Annotated in this window: 14 protein-coding genes; 2 read left to right on the top strand and 12 right to left on the bottom strand. The window is 72.6% G+C overall.

Translation table 11 applies throughout. The features are described from left to right. Positions 1-43: 43 nt before the first annotated feature. From trxA to ACWGKU_RS33750, 7 genes are all read right to left on the bottom strand, one after another. Positions 44-370 (bottom strand): thioredoxin, encoded by a 327-nt coding sequence (trxA, locus tag ACWGKU_RS33780; protein WP_359909516.1) that lies wholly within the window; start codon positions 368-370, stop codon positions 44-46. 126 nt (positions 371-496) lie between these two features. After that, positions 497-1,459 (bottom strand): thioredoxin-disulfide reductase, encoded by a 963-nt coding sequence (gene trxB / locus ACWGKU_RS33775; protein WP_401056365.1) that lies wholly within the window; start codon positions 1,457-1,459, stop codon positions 497-499. A gap of 173 nt (positions 1,460-1,632) precedes the next feature. After that, positions 1,633-2,634 (bottom strand): hypothetical protein, encoded by a 1,002-nt coding sequence (locus ACWGKU_RS33770; RefSeq protein ID WP_452180376.1) that lies wholly within the window; start codon positions 2,632-2,634, stop codon positions 1,633-1,635. After that, entirely contained in the window at positions 2,631-3,350 is a 720-nt protein-coding gene (sigM, locus tag ACWGKU_RS33765) for an RNA polymerase sigma factor SigM (RefSeq protein ID WP_452180377.1), read from the bottom strand. The genes ACWGKU_RS33770 and sigM overlap by 4 nt, the downstream gene beginning before the upstream one ends. Before the next feature lie 52 nt (positions 3,351-3,402). Beyond that, complete coding sequence (locus tag ACWGKU_RS33760; RefSeq protein ID WP_452180378.1) at positions 3,403-5,385, bottom strand: serine/threonine protein kinase; 1,983 nt, start codon at positions 5,383-5,385, stop codon at positions 3,403-3,405. Between the two features lie 303 nt (positions 5,386-5,688). Then, positions 5,689-8,157 carry a murein biosynthesis integral membrane protein MurJ gene (murJ, locus tag ACWGKU_RS33755; protein WP_452180379.1) on the bottom strand — a complete coding sequence of 823 codons (2,469 nt, stop codon included), beginning with the start codon at positions 8,155-8,157 and terminating at the stop codon, positions 5,689-5,691. Between the two features lie 58 nt (positions 8,158-8,215). Further along, positions 8,216-10,774, bottom strand: a complete 2,559-nt coding sequence (locus ACWGKU_RS33750; RefSeq protein ID WP_452180380.1) for a DUF6049 family protein — start codon at positions 10,772-10,774, stop codon at positions 8,216-8,218. Positions 10,775-11,141: 367 nt separating this feature from the next. Here ACWGKU_RS33750 and ACWGKU_RS33745 point away from each other — a divergent pair, with 367 nt between their 5' ends. Continuing rightward, the gene (locus tag ACWGKU_RS33745) at positions 11,142-12,566 is read left to right on the top strand and encodes a CCA tRNA nucleotidyltransferase (RefSeq protein WP_452180383.1); all 1,425 of its coding nucleotides are present in this window, start codon (positions 11,142-11,144) and stop codon (positions 12,564-12,566) included. A gap of 103 nt (positions 12,567-12,669) precedes the next feature. Here ACWGKU_RS33745 and ACWGKU_RS33740 read toward each other — a convergent pair whose 3' ends face one another. From ACWGKU_RS33740 to ACWGKU_RS33720, 5 genes are all read right to left on the bottom strand, one after another. After that, positions 12,670-13,707 (bottom strand): LppU/SCO3897 family protein, encoded by a 1,038-nt coding sequence (locus ACWGKU_RS33740; RefSeq protein ID WP_452180381.1) that lies wholly within the window; start codon positions 13,705-13,707, stop codon positions 12,670-12,672. Between the two features lie 67 nt (positions 13,708-13,774). Then, positions 13,775-14,455, bottom strand: coding sequence for an LppU/SCO3897 family protein (locus tag ACWGKU_RS33735; RefSeq protein ID WP_401053227.1), 681 nt, complete (start codon positions 14,453-14,455; stop codon positions 13,775-13,777). A 108-nt stretch (positions 14,456-14,563) separates the two neighbouring features. Further along, positions 14,564-15,886, bottom strand: a complete 1,323-nt coding sequence (locus ACWGKU_RS33730) for an MFS transporter (RefSeq protein WP_401053229.1) — start codon at positions 15,884-15,886, stop codon at positions 14,564-14,566. A 127-nt stretch (positions 15,887-16,013) separates the two neighbouring features. After that, positions 16,014-17,096: an inositol-3-phosphate synthase gene (locus ACWGKU_RS33725; protein WP_401053231.1), complete on the bottom strand. Its 1,083-nt coding sequence runs from the start codon at positions 17,094-17,096 to the stop codon at positions 16,014-16,016. A gap of 126 nt (positions 17,097-17,222) precedes the next feature. Next, positions 17,223-17,921: a PadR family transcriptional regulator gene (locus tag ACWGKU_RS33720; protein ID WP_380541288.1), complete on the bottom strand. Its 699-nt coding sequence runs from the start codon at positions 17,919-17,921 to the stop codon at positions 17,223-17,225. Between the two features lie 518 nt (positions 17,922-18,439). Between ACWGKU_RS33720 and ACWGKU_RS33715 the strand changes: the two genes are divergently transcribed. After that, positions 18,440-20,908, top strand: a complete 2,469-nt coding sequence (locus ACWGKU_RS33715; protein WP_452180382.1) for a transglycosylase domain-containing protein — start codon at positions 18,440-18,442, stop codon at positions 20,906-20,908. Positions 20,909-21,036 lie beyond the last annotated feature (128 nt).

Below are 21,036 nucleotides of genomic sequence, written 5' to 3'. Positions count from 1 at the left end.
ACCGAGGGGAGCCCCGCCGCCGTGCGGTCGACGACCGGAAGACCTAGATGAACTCGGCCAGCTCGCGCAGCAGCGCGGCCTTCGGACGGGCACCGGTGATGGACTTCACCGGCTCGCCGTCCTTGTAGACGATCAGGGTCGGGATCGAGATGACGCCGTACTTGGCGGCGGTCGCCTGGTTGGCGTCCACGTCCAGCTTGGCGATGGTCAGCTTCTCGCCGTGCTCGGCCGCGATGTCGTCCAGGACCGGGGCGACCTGGCGGCACGGGCCGCACCAGGTGGCCCAGAAGTCGACCAGTACGGGCTTCTCGCTCTTCAGGACGTCCTGCTCGAACGTCGCGTCGGTGACGGTGGTGGTGGCGCCGGCCACGGGAACTCCTCGGGTTCGGACGGAGGGGGGCTGCTGCCAGGAGAACAACGGGTGGGCCCGTTCTGTTTCTGCCCGGCCGGGGCGGGGGTGTTTCACGTGGAACACCCCCGTGGGGCGGAGGGGGGCTCAGACCGCGACGGCGGCCTTGGCCTCCAGGTCGTCCAGCGCGGCCAGGTAGCGCTCGGCGTCCAGGGCGGAGGAGCAGCCGGTGCCGGCGGCGGTGATGGCCTGGCGGTAGGTGTGGTCCACGACGTCGCCGGCGCCGAAGACGCCCGGGATGTTGGTCCGGGTCGAGGGGGCCTCGACCTTGAGGTAGCCCTCGGCGTCCAGGTCCAGCTGGCCCTTGAAGAGCTCGGTGCGCGGGTCGTGGCCGATCGCGATGAACAGACCGGTGACGGCCAGCTCGCGGGTCTCGCCGGTCGTGGTGTCGCGCAGGGTGACACCGCTGAGCTTCGGGTCGCCGTGGATGGCCTCGACCGCGCTGTCCCACTCGAAGCGGATCTTCGGGTCGGCGAAGGCGCGCTCCTGCATCGCCTTGGAGGCGCGCAGGGTGTCCCGGCGGTGGATGATCGTGACGCTCCTGGCGAAGCGGGAGAGGAAGGTCGCCTCCTCCAGGGCGGTGTCGCCGCCGCCGACCACTGCGATGTCCTGGTCGCGGAAGAAGAAGCCGTCGCAGGTGGCGCACCAGGAGACGCCACGGCCGGAGAGCTTGTCCTCGTTCGGCAGACCGAGCTTGCGGTGCTGGGAGCCGGTGGTGACGATCACGGCGCGCGCCTGGTGCACGTTGCCCTCGGAGTCGGTGACGGTCTTGATGTCACCGGTGAGGTCGACCGCGACGATGTCGTCGGGGATCAGCTCGGCGCCGAAGCGCTCGGCCTGGGCCCGCATGTTGTCCATCAGCTCGGGGCCCATGATGCCGTCCCGGAAGCCCGGGAAGTTCTCGACCTCGGTGGTGTTCATGAGCGCACCACCGGCGGTCACGGCCCCCTCGAAGACCAGCGGCTTGAGGGAGGCACGGGCCGTGTAGAGCGCGGCCGTGTACCCGGCCGGGCCGGAACCGATGATGATCACGTTACGGACGTCGCTCACTGCTTCTCCTGGTTCGCATCGCGACCCGCGTTTGCTGCGGGGAGGGCGGTCCTGCTCCGCCGCCCGGGACAACGACTGACCAGTGTCTCGCATTCCCAGGCGGATCAGTACCAGGCGCCCGAAGTCCGGAAGCGGCGTGCCGCCGTCGGCGTGGATCGCATGGGAACCGCCGGTCAGCGACTGGGAACGGCCTGGTGCAGGACGACCGGGCCGCAGTCGGGGGAGCGCAGGTAGACGTCGACGGAACCGGGGCGGCCGGGCAGGGAGTAGACCAGGACGTCGACCGGGGCGCCGTGGTAGCTGCCCCGGTCGGTGGCCAGCGGGGTGCCGGAGGCGGGTGCCGGGCAGCCCGGGCCGCTGGGGGAGGCGGGGGAGGGCGAGTCGGGCTCCGGGCGGCCGCCGTCGGCGGGCAGGGCCCCCTCGGACTGGGCGGGCCCGGTGGCCAGCAGTCCCGGGACGTTCTTCGAGCGGGCCAGCAACTGTTGCACCTGGGCGGCGAGTTCGTCGTCGCGGTACTCGGTGCCGGCGCCCGCCGTGTGCGGGGCGCGGACATCGTGGCCGTCGGTGGTCACGGCCGGGGCGCCGCCCGCGGTGGCCGCCACCGTGCCGGACCCGTCGTCGGGGTGGAGCAGCAGTGCCCCGCCGAGCCCGAGGGCGGCCAGGACGGCGGCCGTGCCGAGCAGCAGGGCGAACCGCCGCCGGCGGGGGCGGGCGCGGCCTGGCCCGCCGGCCGAGCCGGACCGGCCGGCGGGTCGGTCGCCGGATTGGGCCACCGGCCGGGAGGCGGCGGAGGAGGGCGTGACGGGCGCCGTGGCGGCACGCGCGGACCGGGCCGGGGCCTCGGCCCGGTGGTCGGCCGCGGGGGCCTCCTGGGCCGGTTCGACGGCCTCACGGCCGTTACCGGCGGTTGCGGCGGCGGCTGCGGCCTCGGCCAGCGCCGCGTCCAGCCGGGCGGCGACGTCGGCCGGCATCGGCGGGGTCTCGACGTCGCCGAGTATCGCCTGGACCTCGGCGAGGGCCTCGACGGTCTCCCGGCACTCGGCGCAGCCGTCCAGGTGCCGGCGCAGCGCCCCGATGGTGTCCGGGGACTCGATCAGTCCTTCGGCGAGGTCGGCCAGCCGCTCGACCGGGGGGTGGTCCTCGGCGGGGTCGGGGAAGGAGGGGTGGGCGTTCATCGGGTGCTCGCGTCTCCTTCCAGGACCGTCCGGCCGGTGCTCGGGCCCGCCCCTGTGACGGTGCCGGGCGGCTTCGGGTTCCCCCGGGTGTCGCGGCGCGGCGGGGCCGAGCCGCGGGCGGGCGGTGTTTCACGTGAAACATCGGGCTCGCACAGGTGCCGGACCAGGGGGAGGAGCCGGGCCCGGCCGCGCGCGCAGCGGCTCTTCACGGTGCCCACCGGAACGCCCAGCAGTTCGGCCGCCTCGGCCACCGGGTACCCCTGCATGTCGACCAGCACCAGTGCGGCCCGCTGCTCGGCGGGCAGCTCGGCGAGCGCCGCGGTCAGCTCGCGGTGCAGCTCGGCCCGGACCACCGGGAAGTCGGCCGGCTCGGCGCTGCCGACCAGGGTGTCCAGCCGCTGGGGGTCCTCGTCGAGCGGGGTGGTGCGGCGGGTGGCGCCGCGCCGGGCGCGGTCCAGGCAGGCGTTGACCACGATCCGGTGCAGCCAGGTGGTGACCGCCGAGCGGCCCTGGAAGCCGGCGGCGGCGCGGAAGGCGGAGACCAGGGCGTCCTGGAGGGCGTCGGCGGCCTCCTCGCGGTCGCCCAGGGTACGCAGGGCGACCGCCCAGAGCCGGTCGCGGTGGCGGTCCACCAGCAGACCGAAGGCCGCCGGGTCGCCGGCGACGTGCCGGGCGAGCAGCGTCGCGTCGTCCGTCGGGTGCGCGTCGTCCGCCACCGTCACCCCTCCCTCCCGGCCGCCGGTCCGTGCCGCGTCCGCGGTCGTCGGATCAGCCGGAGACCTTCACCTCGGCGACGTGGCCGCGGAACCTGCCGTCGGTATCCTTCGTCAGACCGGTCAGCCAGATCAAGAGGTACCGCGTGGTGACCGGGGAGTCGAGGGTGTACTCGACGTTGCTCCCGGTCTTCTTCCCGACGACGGTGAAGGCGTCCGGCTTGGCCTGCAGCGGGTTGGCGCCGGCGGCCGGGGTGGGCAGCCGCAGCTCCGCGGACTGCTCGCCGCCGGAGAACTGGACGTTCACCGAGGAGACCGGCTGCGGCGAGCCGAGGTCGATCAGCAGGCCGGTGCCCGACTTCAGCGCGGGCGGTTTGGCGCCGAACTGGTCGACGTACCAGCCGGTGGTCCACGAGGTGCTCAGGTCGCCGTCGATGGCCTTCCCGATGCTCTCGGTGCCCTCGGGCCCGTCGCCCAGGGGGTTGTAGGACTGCGCGTCCTTGACGGCCAGCGTCACCGGGTTGTGGGTGCTGGCCTGCGGGCTCGGCGCGGTGCTGCTGGTCGAGGGGGCCGGGGACGCGGTGGCCGACCCGGTGTGCCGCAGGCTGTCGACGAACTGCCAGGAGGCGACGCCGATCGCCCCCAGCGCGACCGTCCACGCGGTGGCCTTGACCACCCGGCGCAGCCGCCGCCTGGTGCGCCGGGAGGAGGTCGGGCGGGAGGAGGCCGGCAGCGGGGCGACGGTGGTGTCGGCGACCCGGGTCGGGTTGGGCGCGGTGGGCAGCGCGTGGGTGTTGTGCCGGGGCGGGACCGGGAAGGCGGGCAGCTCCGGTTCGGGCTGGCGGATCCGGGGCATCTGCGCGATCGCCCGGACCAGCTCCTCCGGCGTGGTGATCGGCTGGGCGTGGTGCGGCGGCTGGTCGAACAGGGCCCGCGCGGCGAGCTCGGACAGGCCCTTGTGGACCCCGGCGCGGACCTGGTCCGGCGCGGCGTTCTGGAGGCCCTTGGGCAGGCCCTGGAGGTCGTAGCGGTCCTCCGGGTACGGCCAGCGGTGGGTGAGCGCGGCGAACAGCAGTGCGCCGATCGCGCGGGTGTCCGCCCGCTGGGCGTCCTCGGCGTCCTCGGCGGGCAGCCCGCGCAGGGCGGCGTCCACCGCGATGCCGTTGATCCGGTACTGGCCGCTGTCGGTGCGCAGCACGCAGCGCGGGGTGAGCCGCAGGTGGGCCTGGCCGCGCCGGTGGGCGGCCGCGACGGCGTCGGCGACCTGGCGGACCATCTGGTACGCCTCGTGCGGCTCCATCGGGCCGTTGGCGAGCAGCCTGGCCAGGTCGGAGGAGTGCGGCAGCCACTCCCGGACGACGTAGACCAGCTCGCCCTCGTGGACGGCGTCCAGGACCTGGACGAAGCGCGGGTCGCCGAGCAGCGCGGCGGACTTGGCGGCCGCCACCACCTTGCGGGCCCGCTGGTGGCCGGAGGCCATCAGGTGGACGCCGACGGCCCGGCGCAGCTTCTCGTCGACGGCGCGCCAGCTGCTGAAGGTCTCGGTCTGGGAGATGCACTCCTCCAGCCGGTACCGGTGGCCGATCATGTCGCCGCTGCGGCGCTGCGGGGCGGGGAGGGTGCGCGGGAGGGTGGCGGTGTCGCGCGGGTCGACCGTGGGCTGCGGGTCGGTGGGGCGGCGCGCGGGGCGGGTGGGTTCGTCGGTGGGCTTCTTCCGGGGGGAGCCGGCGGCCAGTTCGGCGCGGAGCTCCTGCACGGAGAGCGGTGCGGTGATCTCCGAGGTCTCCTCGCCGGCGGGGGTGCCCGGTCCTGCGGCCGGTGCGTCGTCCCCGCTCTCGTCCTCGTCCTCGTCCTTGTCCGCGTCGGTGCGCCCGGGGACGGCGGCAGCGGTGGTGGCGCCCTCGCGGGCGTCCGCGGAGGTGCTCCCGCCGGCGTCCTGCGAGCCCGTGAGCTCGTCGATCGCCGCGGCCAGTGCGGCCTCGTCCGTCGCCGCGTCAGCTGCTGACGTGTCGACGACGGCCTTGGTGCCATCAGCCACCGTGGTCCTGCCTCCCCTTGTGTAGCCCCGGCCTGAGAGATTCGCTGGAGCCCGGGGGTCGGCGGCCCTGTGCTCCAGGACAATTGTGCCCACTCTTCTCCACCGGGTACGACCGCTGGGACGTCCGCTCGGTTGCACGCGGGTGGAGAGATGTGGTGCAGATTGGACACCGGGTCGCCATCCGACGGTCGGGCGGACCCGAACCAACCGGTGACCCAGCACTCGGCCGGACGAGCGGAGGAGCGTCTCGCACCGGTTGACGCCCGGTCAGGGCGTCCGCTCGTCCGGCCGGTGGTCGGACGGTCAGCGGCCCAGCCGGCCGCGGACCATGCCCAGCATGGCGTTCAGTTCCTCGATCCGCAGGCGCTTCGCGATGAGCACGAAGACCGCCAGCTGGAGGCCGCCGGCCACGACCAGGGCCGCCACGCTGCCCGGCCAGCCGCCGAGCACCTGCTGGACCCCCAGGCTGGCGCCGAGGCCGACCAGCGCGGCCGGGACGCAGGCGGCGGCCAGCCGGCTGTACGTCCTGCCGATCCGCTTGGTGTCCAGTCCGCCGATCCGCTTCTTCAGCTTCGGCATCGCGACCGTCACCCCGACGGCGTAGGCGAGGCCGTAGCCGAAGGCGAGGCCGACCACCGTCCACTCGGCGGGCAGCACCAGCCAGCACAGCAGGGCGAAGCCGGCCTGGCAGGCCGCGACCCAGACGGTGTTGGAGAACGGCGTGCGGGTGTCCTCGTAGGCGTAGAAGCCGCGCAGCATCACGTACTGGGCGGAGTACGGGATCAGGCCCAGGGCGAACGCGGAGAGCATCAGACCGACGTTGGTGGCGTCGTTCAGGACGGTGTCGTTGCCGCCGACCGCGTAGATCGCCCGGCCGATCACCGGGCCCAGCGACAGGAACAGGAAGGCCGCCGGGACGACCGCGACCGCGGTGGTGCGCAGGCCGTAGGAGATGTCGTCGCGCACGGCGCCGGCGTCCTCGTCGGCCGCCGCCCGGGAGAGCCGGGGGAGCACCGCGCTCATGATCGAGACGGTGATCACGGCCTGCGGGAGCTGCCAGATCAGCAGCGCGTTGGAGAACGCGGCCAGGCCGACGCCGTCGTGGCCGGCCGCCGCCGCGGCGTCGCCCGCCTTGGTGGACAGCTGGGTGATCACCAGGTAGCCGGCCTGGTTGGCGAGCACGAAGAAGAACGTCCACTTGGCCAGCCGGGCGGCCTTGCCCAGGCCGTGACCGCGCCAGTCGAAGCGGGGCCGGAAGCGGAACTCGGCGGCCCGCAGGTACGGGATCATCGCCAGCGACTGGACGACCAGACCGATCAGGGTGCCGAGGCCGAGCAGCCGCACGCCCTCGGGGGAGATGCCCTCCGGGGTGACGTGGGTGGTGCCGAACCCGCTGTAGACCCAGATGTAGGCGGAGAAGGTGAAGATCACCACGATGTTGTTCAGGACCGGGGTCCACATCATCGCGCCGAAGCGGCCGCGGGCGTTGAGGATCTGGCCCATCACCACGTGGATGCCCATGAAGAAGATGCTCGGCAGGCAGAAGCGGGCCATCGCCACCGTGGTGTCGGCGCGCTCCGGGTTGGCCATCATCGGGTGGGCGATCAGCTGCACCAGCACGGGCGCCCCGAGCACCGCCAGGAAGACCACGCCGCCGAGCCCGACCATCACCAGGGTGAGCAGCCGGCTGGCGTACGCGGTGCCGCCGTCCTCGTCGTTCTTCATGCTGCGCACCAGCTGCGGCACGAAGACCGCGTTCAGCGCGCCGCCGCCGATCAGGATGTACAGCAGGGTCGGCAGGGTGTTCGCCGCGTTGTAGGAGTCACCCATCACGCCGACACCGATGGCCGCGGTGATCACCATGGTCCGGACGAAGCCGGTGCCGCGGGAGACCAGCGTGCCGGCCGCCATGATCGCGCTGGAGTTCAGCAGGCTGGCGACCTTGCCGCCACCGGCCGCCTGGGCGGGTTCGGCGGCGGGCGCCTGCTGGGCGGCCTGCTCCTCGGCGACGACGTCGGACAGCGGTTCGACGGCCGGGGGCACCGCGACGGCGGCCACCTGCCTGGTGGCCTCCTCCTCGGAGAGCGGCGGGTCGAACTCGATCGGCGGCACGAAGTGCTGCTGCCCGCCCGGAGCGCCGCCGTGCTGCGGCTGCCCCGGGTAGCCGCCCGCCGGCGGGTACGGGGCGGGGCCGACCGGAGGGGCGGTCGGCTGGACCTGCTGCGGGGCCGGGGCGGGCTGCGGGACCGGCGGCTGGGCCGCGGACTGCGCCGGGCGGCCGCCGAACAGGGCGTCCACCCCGACGTACTCGGTGGTCTCGGTGTCCCAGGCGGAGTGCGCCGGGCCCGGCTCCCACTGCGGCCGGGGCTGCTCGACGCCGCCCCAGTGGCCACCGGCGGCCTGCGCCGGGGCCGGCTGCTGCGGCCAGGCGCCCTGCACCGGGGTGTCCCAGCCGGGCTGCACCGGCGGCACCGGGGCCGCGAACTGCTGCTGGGCCTGGTACGGGGTCGGCGGCACCGGCGTCGGGTAGCCGCCGCCCTGCGGCGGCAGCTGCGGCGGCACGTCGTACGCGGCGGCCGGCGGCTGGGGCGCGACGGGCCGACCGGCCTGCAGACCGTACGGGTCCTGGCCGTCCTGCGGGTGCCCGTACGCGTCCGCCGCGTACGGGTCCTGGGCGTAGGTGTCGGCCACGTACCAGTCGCCGGACGGCGACTCGGCGCCCGGCCGGCTCTCACCGCGGCCCGACGGCCGCTCCTCGCTGCGCCCGGTCATGTCACCTCTTCGCTGTCGTGGGGGGAGGCCGGCCCGGCGGTGCGGGGGGTCGGCGGTATCAAGGACCAACCTTCTCATCACCGGCGGCCCGATCCCGGCCATCCGGGCTGCTGCCGCGCGGTGTCTGCGCGGGACCGTCACCTCGGGTGTCGTCCGTCCCGCCGGCCCGGTCCGGTTCCGCGGCCCCGGCGCGATCCGCGGTGGAGTCCTGCGCCGTGTCCTCCGAGGCGCCCTCCGCCGTGTCCTGCGCCGTGTCCTCGGCCGTGTCCCGCGCTCCGGTGCCGTCCGCCGCCGGGGCGTCCCCGACCGGCTGGTCGCCGTCCTCGTGCGGCTGTCCGCCGCGCCGCTTGCGCTGGCGCACGAAGCGCAGCGCGGCCAGCAGCAGCAGGACACCGGCGCCCGCGAAGATGTACAGCACCCCGTTGGTCACCGAGGTGACCTCGACCTTGAACTGCTGGGGGTCGCCGTACGGCCGGGAGTCGGGGCCGGTGGTCCACAGCTGGGCGGTCATCGCGACCGTCCCGTTGTTGTGCGCCTCGGCGTTGAAGCGCAGGGTCACGCTCTGCGAGGCCGGGAGGACCAGCTCCTCCTCCTTGCTCACCCGCAGCCTGTTCGGCTGGGCCGAGGTGAGCACCAGCTTCAGGTTGGTGACCGTCTGGGTCAGGTCGTTGCGGACGCTGACCTGGAGCAGACCGGTGTTGCCGGCCAGGGTGACGACGTTCTTCTTCGGCACCTGGACGGCGCTGGTCAGCTCCTTCAGGTACTTCGTGACGCCGGCGCGGTAGGTGCTCCCGGCCGGCGGCTGGCTGCGCCACTCGGTGGACAGCGAGCGGACCATCGCGGCGCTGAACGGGCCGCGCACCCGCTGCGGCAGGGTGAGCACCCGCATCAGGGTGTCCAGGTCGTGCTGGATGTCGTCGGTGCGGCTCAGGTCGGCCGCCGGCAGCTCCGAGGCGCGGGCCTGGGTCGGGTAGTCGGTGGGCGCCGGGACGGCGGTGTTCGCCTTCGGGTCGGCCGCGGACTGGGCCACCGCGTCCAGCTTGACCGAGGAGATCCACTTGCCGTCCGCCGTCTGCAGGGCGCTCGCCAGCGCCTTGGCGCCGGCGACGCTCAGCTCGCGCGGGGGCAGGACCAGCAGTCCGCGCTGGTTCTGCGGCTGCTCGTGGGTGATCGCGAAGGTCTCGGCGAGGAAGCGCTGGGTGGCGTCGGTCTGCGCCTGCGGGCTGCTCAGGTCCTTGTCGAAGAGCGAGGAGACGGTCTCGTCGGCCACCACGGCGCTCTGCCCGCCGCCGATCGGGCGGACGGCGGTCGGGGTGTAGTTGAGCGAGTCCGCCTCGGGCATGCTCGCGCCGTTGACCAGCACCAGCCCGCTGCCCGACTGCTGGGCGAGGGAGGCGATCTGCTGGTCGAGGTAGCCCTGGAACGGCCAGGCGACGTCCGACCGGGTGTCCACGGCGAGCCGGCCCTCGACGGTCAGCCGGCCGGCGGTGGCCGCCTTGCTCAGCGCGGTGGTCATCCCGGTCAGGTCGGAGCCGTTGTGGGCGATCGAGGCGAGGTCCGGGTCGGCGTACGGCAGCGAGACCACCTGGGTGCCCGGCTTGGCGACGGCGGCCCGCAGCTTGTCCAGCCAGGCGACGGCGGCGGCCGAGGGCTGCATCTGGACGGTGTTGTCGTCCTTGACGGACTTGCCCGACCCCTCGGTGCCCGGCTTCTGCACCCGGTAGGTCTTGGTCATCGCGAGCGCGGCGTCCAGCAGGTCCGGGTCGATCACCCAGGTCAGGCCGTTCAGCTTGGCGCCGGTGTCGACCAGCTCGTACAGCCGGCCGCCCGGGGCGAACTCGGTGGCCAGGCTGTCGTCGCGTAGCACCGAGACGGGCTGGTCGTTGCTGTCGGTGGTGGTCTGGGCGGCCACCACCGGCGCGTGCACCAGCGGCCAGACCGTGGCGACCTTCGTCGGCTGCGCCTCGGCGCCGCCCGGGTTGTACGGCAGGAAGGTCCGGGCGATGCCCAGGGGGCGGTCGCGCGGGTTGTCGGCGGTCCCGCCCCAGGCGTCCACCGCGAGCTCGTACGCGCCGCTCGCGGACAGTCCGAGGTCGCTCACCGCGACGCTCAGCGTGTACGGCTGGCTCTGCCCCGGGTTCAGCTCCGGCAGGGCGTACTGGGGGGTGTCCAGCTCGGTGCCGTCCTTGCCGTCCGGCGTGGAGCGGTCGGCCACGTTGGCCAGGTCGCTGCGCCGGTCCAGCGGCTTGTTGGAGTACGGCTTGCGGACGGCCGCGTGGGCGCCCTTGACCGCCGACTTGCCGGCGTTGGTGACGTGTCCGGTGATCGTCACGATGCCGTTCGGGGTGGCCACCTGCGGGCTGAGCGTGTCGATGGTCATCACCACCGGGTACTCGGCCGTGATGGTGGAGTCCGCGGCCGGCCGGACGTTGCCGCCGGCGGGCAGCGCGCCGGCCGGGGTGGCCGTGAAGAGGGTCAGGGCGGCCGCGCAGGCGGCGGCCAGGCGCGCGCCCGCCCGGCGCGTCCGGCGGGCCGGATGACGCCCCTCGGCGGGGCGCTCGGCCCCTCCAGGCTGTCGGTGCGTCCCCAGGCCCGAGTGCCGTGCCGGCTCACTCACTCGCTTCGCCCTCGCCGTTCTCGATCGTTCGCTGCTGATGCTGTCGTCCGGCGCGGTCCGCCCGACGGTCTTCGCTTGACTCTCTTGGATCGCTCCGCCCGACGCCGTCGCCGCACCGCTGCCGCGGGGGTTCCCGCGGACGGCGGCGGCGCGCGGCACCGCATCCCCCGTCCGGTGCCCGAGACTCGTCCACCGGCATGGTAACGATGCAGCCCGCCGCGCAGTGTTGCGGGCTGTGGGGTGAGACGCCCAGAACGCGCGGGCGGTTGACCTGTCGGGGCACGTACCCTTGTGAGCCGTGTCCACTGCCAATGAGCCCACCGCGCACACCGACCCCTCCAGCACCGCCGTCCAGGTCGTACCAGGCCTGAGCGAGGCCCAGGCCCTCGGCCTCCAAGAGCTGCTGCGGGTGTCGCCGGTCGCCGACGAGATCGCCCGCCGGTTCCAGGCGGCCGGTCACCGGCTGGCGCTGGTCGGCGGGTCCGTCCGGGACGCGCTGCTCGGCCGGCTCGGCAACGACCTGGACTTCACCACCGACGCCCGCCCGCAGCAGGTGCTCAAGCTGGTCAAGGGCTGGGCGGACGCGGTCTGGGACGTCGGCATCGCCTTCGGCACGGTCGGCGCCCGCAAGGACACCCCCGAGGGCTCCTTCCTGATCGAGATCACCACCTACCGCTCCGAGGCGTACGACCGCACCTCGCGCAAGCCCGAGGTCAGCTACGGCGACACCATCGGGGAGGACCTGGTCCGCCGGGACTTCACCGTCAACGCGATGGCCGTCGACCTGCCCGGCCGCGGCTTCGTCGACCCGCACCACGGTCTGGAGGACCTGGAGGCCCGGGTGCTGCGCACCCCCGCCACCCCCGAGGAGTCCTTCTCCGACGACCCGCTGCGGATGATGCGGGCCGCCCGCTTCGCCGCCCAGCTGGACTTCGACCCGGCGCCCGAGGTGGTCGCCGCGATGACCGCGATGGCCGAGCGGCTCACCATCGTCTCCGCCGAGCGGATCCAGGCCGAGCTGAACAAGCTGCTGCTGGCCAAGCACCCGGTGAAGGGCCTGCGGCTGCTGGTCGACACCGGCCTGGCCGGGTACGTGCTGCCCGAGCTCCCCGCGCTGCAGCTGGAGCGGGACGAGCACCACCGGCACAAGGACGTCTACGAGCACTCGCTGACCGTCCTGGAGCAGGCCGTCGACCTGGAGCAGGACGGCCCGGACCTCACCCTGCGGCTCGCCGCGCTGCTGCACGACATCGGCAAGCCGCGCACCCGCCGCTTCGAGTCGGACGGCCGCGTCTCCTTCCACCACCACGAGGTGGTCGGCGCCAAGATGACCCGCAAGCGGATGCGGGAGCTCAAGTACTCCAAGGAGCTCATCGAGGACGTCTCGCGCCTGGTCGAGCTGCACCTGCGCTTCCACGGCTACGGCGGCGGCGAGTGGACCGACTCGGCGGTGCGCCGCTACGTCACCGACGCCGGGCCGCTGCTGGAGCGCCTGCACAAGCTGACCCGCTCCGACTGCACCACCCGCAACAAGAAGAAGGCGGCCGCGCTCTCCCGCACCTACGACGGTCTGGAGATCCGGATCGACGAGCTGAAGGCGCGGGAGGAGCTGGACGCCGTCCGCCCGGCGCTGGACGGCAACCAGATCATGGAGCTGCTCGGCCTCAAGCCCGGCCCGCAGGTCGGCAAGGCGTACAAGCACATGCTCGAACTCCGGCTGGAGCACGGCCCGATGGAGCACGACGAGGCGGTCGGGGCACTGCGGGCCTGGTGGGCCGAGCAGCAGGGCTGAGTCCGGGGTCCGGATCTCCGGACGCGGCGCCGGACGCGGCGCCGGACACGACGGGAGGGGTGGCCCCGGCACTCGGCCGGGGCCACCCATCCTTCGTACCGGGCTACTTGAGCTGCTTCAGGCAGAGCACGTAGTCCAGGGCCGGGAGGTTGGGGTGCTTGCTGGTGTACCAGCTGTCCGACTTCGGCTGCTTCTCGCAGACCTTCTCGTCGGAGGTGGCGAGGTACTTGAAGACGATCTTGTACTGCGCCTTGGTGTCGGTGCAGGGCACCATGGTGATCTTCGGGTTGGTGTCGGTGGTCTCGCTGGTGCCGTTCGCGTTGCGCAGGCAGTCACCGGGGTTGGCCGAGTCCACCTTGCTGTCCGAGTCGGTCGGCGTGGTGACCGGCGGGAACGTCAGCGTCGGGACCGGCAGCGTGAAGGTCGGCGCGGGGATGACCGGTGACGTGTAGGTCGGCTTCGGCAGCGGCGTGGGCGAGAAGGTCAGCACGGTGGGGGACGGCGTCGGGTCGGCGACCGGGTCGCCCTTCTTCGGGCCGAGCACCCCGGTCGCGGCCAGGGCCACGGTGACCGCCAGCGAGACCGGCACCAGCAGCATCGCGATGTGCGGCCGGCCGGTCAGCGGAACGCCCGGGTTCAGCTGGGGGCCGTGGCTGCCCGGGACGGGCGGCGGCAACTGCTTGAACTTGTTGTGCGGGCCGAGGTTCAGCAGCAGCGTGATCGGGGTCAGCAGCCAGGACACCAGGCTCCACCAGCCCTGGACCAGCGTCCGGGCCGACATGTCGCGCACCGTCGCCGTTCCGCAGGTGCGGCAGAACGGGCCGGTCATCCGCAGCATCCGGTAGGCGATGATCAGGCCCTGGTGGCCGCGGACGGTGGCGTTCACCGCCGGGTAGCCGCCGCAGAACCGGCAGGTGGTCCCGTCCGGCGGCGGCGGCGGCGGGTACCCGTAGCCGTAGCCGTCCGGCGGGGGCTGGACCCCGTACGGCTGCTCGGGCGGCGGCGGGGCGCTGGGGTAGCCGTATCCGGGCGCCGGCGGTGGTGCGCCGTATCCGGGCGCCGGCGGCGGTGGGGGCGGTGCGCCGTAGGAGCCGCCGGAGGCGTACGGGTTGCCGTCGCCCGGTGGCGGGCCGTACGGCATCTGCGGTGGAGGCGGAGGCGGAGCGGACAAGGGGGTCCCCCGGGAAGGAAAGGAGAGGCGGAAGGGGTCAGGACTTCTTCACCGGCGGGACGCCGGTGGTGGCGGGCGCCAGCGGGCCGAGGCAGAGCACGTACCGCTTCTTGTTCCAGCGGCGGCCGCTCTTGCCCGAGACCGCGCTCGTGGTCTGCGGCGTCTGCTTGCAGCGGGTCACGTCCGTGGTGCCCTCGAACTTCGACATAACGCGGTAATTCGCTTTGCTGTCAGTGCACTTGACGATCTCGACGTCGCGGGAGCCGCTCGCCCGCACACAGTCCCCGGCCTTGGCGCTGCTGACGCTCGGCCCGGCCACGAAGTAGCCCACGGCCAGCGCCACGCAGCCGCCGACCAGCCCGACGATCCGCAGCTTGGACCGGATGCCGCGCTTGGCGGCCGGCGCGGGCGGCACCGCCGGGGCGGGCCGGGGCGGGCCGTACGGTCCGGCGGGCGGCTGCTGCCCGTACGGTCCGGGGGCCGGTTGCCCGTACGGCTGCTGTCCGTAGGGCGGTTGGCCGGGCGGCTGCTGCCCGTAGGCGGGCGGCTGTCCGTACCCGGGCGGCGGGCCGTAGCCGGGCGGGGCCGGCGGCGCGGGCTGCCCGTAGGCCGGCGGCGGTCCGTACGGCGCGGCCGGCGGGGGTGGCGGTGCCCCGTACGGCGTGGCGACGGGCGGCCCCACCGGGGCCGGGCCGTACGGATTCGGCGGTGTGCTCATCAGTTCGTCCCCCGAGACGGAGTTCTGTCGATCCGACAGGTTCGAGTACCTTAGCGAGTCGGTCGGACGCCGTCGGCCGCGAGCCCCGAGGGTTCCCAGGAGCCCTGGTCACCGGGGGAGCGGGCTCCGGCGGGCGGCGCGCAGGTAGAGGACCGCCGTCAGGGCGTATACCCCGGCGACCCCCAGCACCACCGCGACCGAGCGGCCGGACAGCGGCAGCACCAGTGCCGTGACCAGGGCGGCGGCCACGAAGGCGACGTTGAACAGCACGTCGTAGATGGCGAAGACGCGGCCGCGGTACTCGTCCTCGACCGACTCCTGCACCGCCGTGTCGGCGCAGATCTTGGTGCCCTGGGTGACCACCCCGAGCAGCAGGGCGGCGATCAGGCAGGGCACCAGGGTGAAGCTCAGGCCCAGGGCGGGGACGAAGGCCACGGGGGCGACCAGGCAGGCCGTCATCCACCCGGCCAGGCCCAGCCGACGGGTGCACCAGGGGCTGACCAGCGCGGCGACGAAGAACCCGGCGGCGGACAGACCCACCGCCTGGCCGAGGGTGACCAGCCCGGCCGCGCTGTCGGTCGGGTCGTTGAAGGTGTACCGGGCGAGCATCACCACGACCACGATCAGCACGCCGTAGCAGAACCGGGCCGCGGTGACGGCGGCCAGCGCGTGCACGGCGGGCCGGCAGTCCCGCACGAGGTGGCGCACCGCGGCGCCGAGTTCGACGGCGGCCCGGACCAGTGCCTGGCCGAGCGCCGGGCGGCCCTCGTGCTGCTCCGGGCCGAGCAGGTCGCGGTCCATCCGCCGGGCGGCCAGCGCGGCCGACAGGTAGAGCAGCGCGGCCACCGTGACCAGGGCGGCGTCGGCCCGCGGCCCGGGAGCCATCAGCTGGTGCAGCGCGAAGCCGATGCCCCCGCCCGAGGCGGCGGCGACCGTCCCGAGGGTGGGGGAGAGGGCGTTGGCGGTGACCAGCTGGTCCTGCTCCACCACCCGGGGCAGGGCGGCGGACAGGCCGGCCAGGATGAACCGGTTGAGCGCGGTGACCAGCAGGGCCGAGGCGAAGAACAGCCAGGTCGGCGCCTGCGCCAGCAGCAGCGCGCCGGTGCCCAGGCCCAGCACGAAGCGGGCCAGGTTGCCGAAGTAGAGCACCTGGCGGCGGCGCCAGCGGTCCAGCAGCACGCCGGCGAACGGGCCGATGACCGAGAACGGCAGCAGCATCACGGCCAGCACCGAGGCGATGTCGGCGGGGGAGGACTGCTTCTCGGGGGAGAACACCACGTACGCGGCGAGCGAGACCTGGAAGACGCCGTCCGAGAGCTGGGAGAGCACCCGGGCGGTCAGCAGCCGCCGGAAGTCGCGGCCCTTCAGCAGGTCCAGGAGCGTGGCGTTGTGCGCGGACTGGTGGGTGCTGCCGTTCTCGGTGATCGCCACCCGCCCAGAGTGCCATGGAACCGGCCACTGTTTCACGTGAAACATTGGCCGCGAGAACGTGAAGGGCCCACGATCCGAAGACCGTGGGCCCCTCCTACGGCTGTGCGAGCCGTGAGCGGTCAGCCGCTCAGCGCTCGACCTCGCCGCGGATGAACTTCTCGACGTTCTCGCGGGCCTCGTCGTCGAAGTACTGGACCGGCGGGGACTTCATGAAGTACGAGGAGGCCGACAGGATCGGGCCACCGATGCCGCGGTCCTTGGCGATCTTCGCGGCGCGGACGGCGTCGATGATGACACCGGCGGAGTTCGGGGAGTCCCAGACCTCCAGCTTGTACTCCAGGTTCAGCGGGACGTCGCCGAACGCGCGACCCTCCAGGCGGACGTACGCCCACTTGCGGTCGTCCAGCCAGGCCACGTAGTCCGAGGGACCGATGTGGACGTTCTTGGCGCCCAGCTCGCGGTCGCGGATCTGCGAGGTGACGGCCTGGGTCTTGGAGATCTTCTTGGACTCCAGGCGCTCGCGCTCGAGCATGTTCTTGAAGTCCATGTTGCCGCCGACGTTCAGCTGCATGGTGCGCTCGAGGATGACACCGCGGTCCTCGAACAGCTTGGCCATCACGCGGTGCGTGATGGTCGCGCCGACCTGGGACTTGATGTCGTCACCGACGATCGGCACGCCGGCCTCGGTGAACTTGTCCGCCCACTCCTTGGTGCCCGCGATGAACACCGGCAGGGCGTTCACGAAGGCGACCTTGGCGTCGATGGCGCACTGGGCGTAGAACTTGGCCGCGTCCTCGGAACCGACGGGCAGGTAGCAGACCAGGACGTCGACCTGCTGGTCCTTGAGGACCTGGACGACGTCGACCGGAGTCTCGTCCGACTCCTCGATGGTCTCCAGGTAGTACTTGCCCAGGCCGTCGAGGGTGTGGCCGCGCTGGACGGTCACGCCGGTCGGCGGCACGTCGCAGATCTTGATGGTGTTGTTCTCGCTGTTGCCGATGGCGTCGGCCAGGTCGAAGCCGACCTTCTTGGCGTCGACGTCGAAGGCGGCGACGAACTCCACGTCACGGACGTGGTAGTCACCGAACTGGACGTGCATCAGCCCGGGGACCCTGCCGGCCGGGTCGGCGTCCTTGTAGTACTCGACACCCTGCACCAGCGACGCGGCGCAGTTGCCCACGCCCACGATGGCTACGCGAACCGAACCCATTCCGGTTGCTCCCTGTGATCTCATGAGGACCGCCGGGGTCGGCGGAACTCGTCCTGCTTCTTCGATGACTGCATGTACGGGCGCGAGGCGCCCGATCCTGCCGCGCGGCACAGGGCTGGCGCGGTGTCAGCGCTCCTGGGCGGAGCGCCCCGGGCGGTCGTACGGTGGCCCGGGCGGGTCCTGGGACCCGTCCTCCTGGCCACGGCCGTCCGAAGTCTTGTGGGGGCCGGCGGCGGGGCCGCCGGCGTCGGAGCCGGCCCGACCGGTGCGGTTGGACCGCTCGGTCTCGATCAGCTCGTTGAGCCAGCGGACCTCGCGCTCCACCGACTCCAGTCCGTGCCGCTGGAGTTCGACGGTGTAGTCGTCGAACCGCTCGCGGGCGCGGGCCAGCGAGTTGCGCATCCGCTCCAGCCGCTCCTCCAGCCGGCTGCGGCGCCCCTCCAGGACACGCATCCGCACGGCCCGGTCGGTCTGGCCGAAGAAGGCGAAGTGCACGCCGAAGTGCTCGTCCTCCCAGGCGTCCGGGCCGGAGTCGGCGAGCAGTTCCTCGAAGCGCTGCTTCCCCTCGGCGGAGAGCCGGTAGACGATCTTGGACCGCTTGCCGTTGAGCGCGGTGGCCGGGACGTACTCGACGTCCGGGTTGTCCTCGACCAGGAAGCCCTGGGCGACCAGGCTCTTCAGGCAGGGGTAGAGCGTTCCGTAGGAGAGCGCCCGGAACGTGCCGAGCAGGATGTTCAGCCGCTTGCGCAGCTCGTAGCCGTGCATCGGGGCGTCGTGGAGCAGTCCGAGGACGGCGAACTCCAGCACTCCTGAGCGTCTGCCCATGGCCTTCGTCCTCCTCCCTCTCGGTGTCCGTCCGGCCGCCGCATCCGGCGGTATGCCGCTTCGATGTATCGGCTCGATATATCGAGAACAGTAAACCCGGCCCTCGGAACGAGCAAGGGGGGCACGCGTGAATGTGATCACAAGCCGACGCGCAGGTGAGGTTGGCAACGGGCGTGTAATGATCTGTTGCCGTTTTGCGGTCATTGGCAACTGATGTCCGATTAGTTGTATATCCGTGCTGCGTACGCTGTCGCGTGTGCACGAGGACCACCTCCGGGATCAGGGCGGTTTGCGGGCATCGGACGTGAACCCTGCCTTCAGGCTGGAAACGCCTGGCGAGGAGTGGCTGGAAGATGAGCGAGCGACGGCGAAGGACGCCCAACCCGGGCGGTGACGGGCAGCAGCCCCCGGGAGGCGGCGGCCGTCGGGGAGGTGGGTCGGAGCCCGACGAGCTGAGCTCGGACGGCGTCGGCCGACGCCGCCCCTCGGGGGTGAGGGAGACCGCACAACAGCCCCGGATGACCCGTGCGGAGATGCGCAAGGCTGCCCAGAAGAAGGGCAAGGGGGGCGGCCGGCGCGGTGACGCCGCGGCCTCCGCCGCCGTGGCCGCGGGCCCCGGCAAGAAGCGCTTCATCGACTACCCGCGGTTCGGCAAGAGCGGCATCCGGCGCTGGCTGCCGTCCTGGAAGCAGTGGCTGAGCGGCTTCCTGCTGGTCTTCGGCTGCTTCGTCGGCCTGGTGTTCTACCTGTACCAGAGCACCAAGGTCCCGGAGCTGAACGATCTGGTGCAGAACCAGAACACGATCTACTACTGGGCCGACAACACGGAGATGACCCGCAAGGGCCAGACCAACCGTCAGATCGTCGAGCTCAAGGACATCAGCCCCAACCTCCAGAACGCCGTCATCGCCGCGGAGAACAAGAGCTTCCAGACCGACAGCGGCATCGACCCCAAGGGCATGCTCCGCGCCGTCTGGAACATGGCGAAGGGGGGTGAGACCCAGGGCGCCTCGACGATCACCCAGCAGTACGTGAAGAACGCCTACCTGAGCCAGGAACAGACCCTCAGCCGCAAGGTGAAGGAGTTCTTCATCACGCTGAAGATCAACCAGGAGAAGAAGAAGCCCGAGATCCTCACCGGCTACCTGAACACCAGCTGGTTCGGCCGCGGCGCGAACGGCGCCCAGGCGGCCGCCCAGGCGTACTACGGGGTGGACGCCAAGGACCTCAACGTCTGCCAGAGCGCCATGCTGGCCGGTCTGCTCAAGGGTGCGGCGTACTACGACCCCACCAACCCGGACAACAAGGAACGGGCCCAGGGCCGGTGGAGCTGGATCCTGGACCAGATGGTGGACACCAAGGCCATCACCCCGGACGAGCGCGCCAAGTGCAACGTGTTCCCGGACCCGATCCCGCAGAAGCCCAGCTCCAACATGAACGGTGAGATCAGCTACCTGGTCGACACCGCCAACAAGTACGTGATGGCCACCGACAAGTCGATCACCCCGCAGATGATCGACCGGGGCGGCCTGAAGATCTACACCACCTTCGAGAAGGACAAGGTCGACGCGCTGAAGAGCGCCGTCGACGCCGTCAAGTCGGAGAACCTCAACCCGCAGAAGCGGCCGGACAACGACACCAACATCCAGTTCGGCTCCGCCAGCATCCGCCCCGGCGACGGCGCGATCGTCGCCCTCTACGGCGGCGACGGCGTGGAGAACGGCCACTTCGACAACAACGCCGACGCCACCGGCGTCCAGGTCGGCTCGACCTTCAAGCCCTTCGTGCTGGCCACCGCGATGCAGACCGGCGTGCAGACCGCGAAGGACGACAAGGGCAAGCCGAAGCGGATCAACGCCGACAGCCGGTACCTGGCCGACGACATGTCCGAGATCCGCAAGCCGGACGGCTCGCTGGTGATCGGCGACGACGGCAAGCCGTACCGGCAGAAGAACGAGGACTCCGGCAAGCGCGGCTACGTCTCACTGCGGCAGGCCATGCAGTACTCGTACAACGTGCCCTTCGTCCAGCTCAACCAGGACGTCGGCGGCCAGAACGTGGCCGACATCGCGGTGCAGATGGGCGTCAAGAAGGAGAGCCTCGCCGACCCGAAGACGGCGACCTTCCCGCTCGGCACCTCCACCATCAGCCCGATCCGGATGGCCACCGCCTACGGCACCCTGGCGGCCAGCGGCAAGGAGGCCGAGCCGTACTCGGTCACCAAGGTCGAGGTGAGCGGCGTGGAGCGCCCGGGCTTCGGCAAGAAGGAGCCCAAGGTCGCGCTGGAGCCGGCCGTCGCCGACAACGTCACCGACGTGCTGGTGAACGTGGCCGTGAACGGTACCGGAAAGAAGACGAAGGACCTGGGCCGCCCGGTGGCCGGCAAGACCGGTACCACCGACCAGAACAAGTCGGCCTGGTGGGTCGGCTACACCCCGCAGCTGGTGACCAGCGTCGCGATGTGGCGCGAGGACCCGACCAAGCACGAGCGGCAGTCGCTCAACGGGACCGGCGGCAAGGAGTCCATCCACGGTGGTGACATCCCGACCGACGTCTTCACCCGGTACATGAGGGCCGCACTGGCCAACGAGAAGAAGATGGACTTCCCGACCCCGCAGCCGGTCGGCACCGAGGTCGACTCCTCCGGTGCGCCGTCCACGGCCTCCGCGACGGCCACCCCGACCACGGCCGACACCCCGACGGCCCCGGCGCAGCCCCAGTCGCAGGCGCCGCAGCCGCCGGTGCAGCCGCAGCCCACCCAGACCTGCGTGCCCGGCGTGGACTGCCCCGGTGACCAGCCCAGCCCGTCGAGCACCAAGAACCCGCACCCGGGCAACAGCTGTCTGCCGTTTGTCGGCTGCCAGACGCAGCCCCCGGGACCGACGGACAGCTCGTCGCCGGGCGGCGGCGGAAAGCCGGGCGGTGGCGGCCGGCCGACGCCGAGCAGCACCGGCGGCGGCCAACAGGGCGCGGCAGCCGGGCAGTAGCCCGGTCCCGGCTCGACCCCGAACGGCGGTGGCGGTCCTCCTCGGAGGGCCGCCACCCCCCGTTTTGGGAGCGGTTACCGCCCGTTGAGGCCCGCCGCGCGGGCCGGGGCGCCGGCGGCCCGCGCCGC

This window comes from Kitasatospora sp. NPDC054768 (assembly GCF_053612025.1).
Note: the sequence above shows the minus strand (reverse complement) of the source record. Positions and strands in the feature narration are given on the sequence as shown.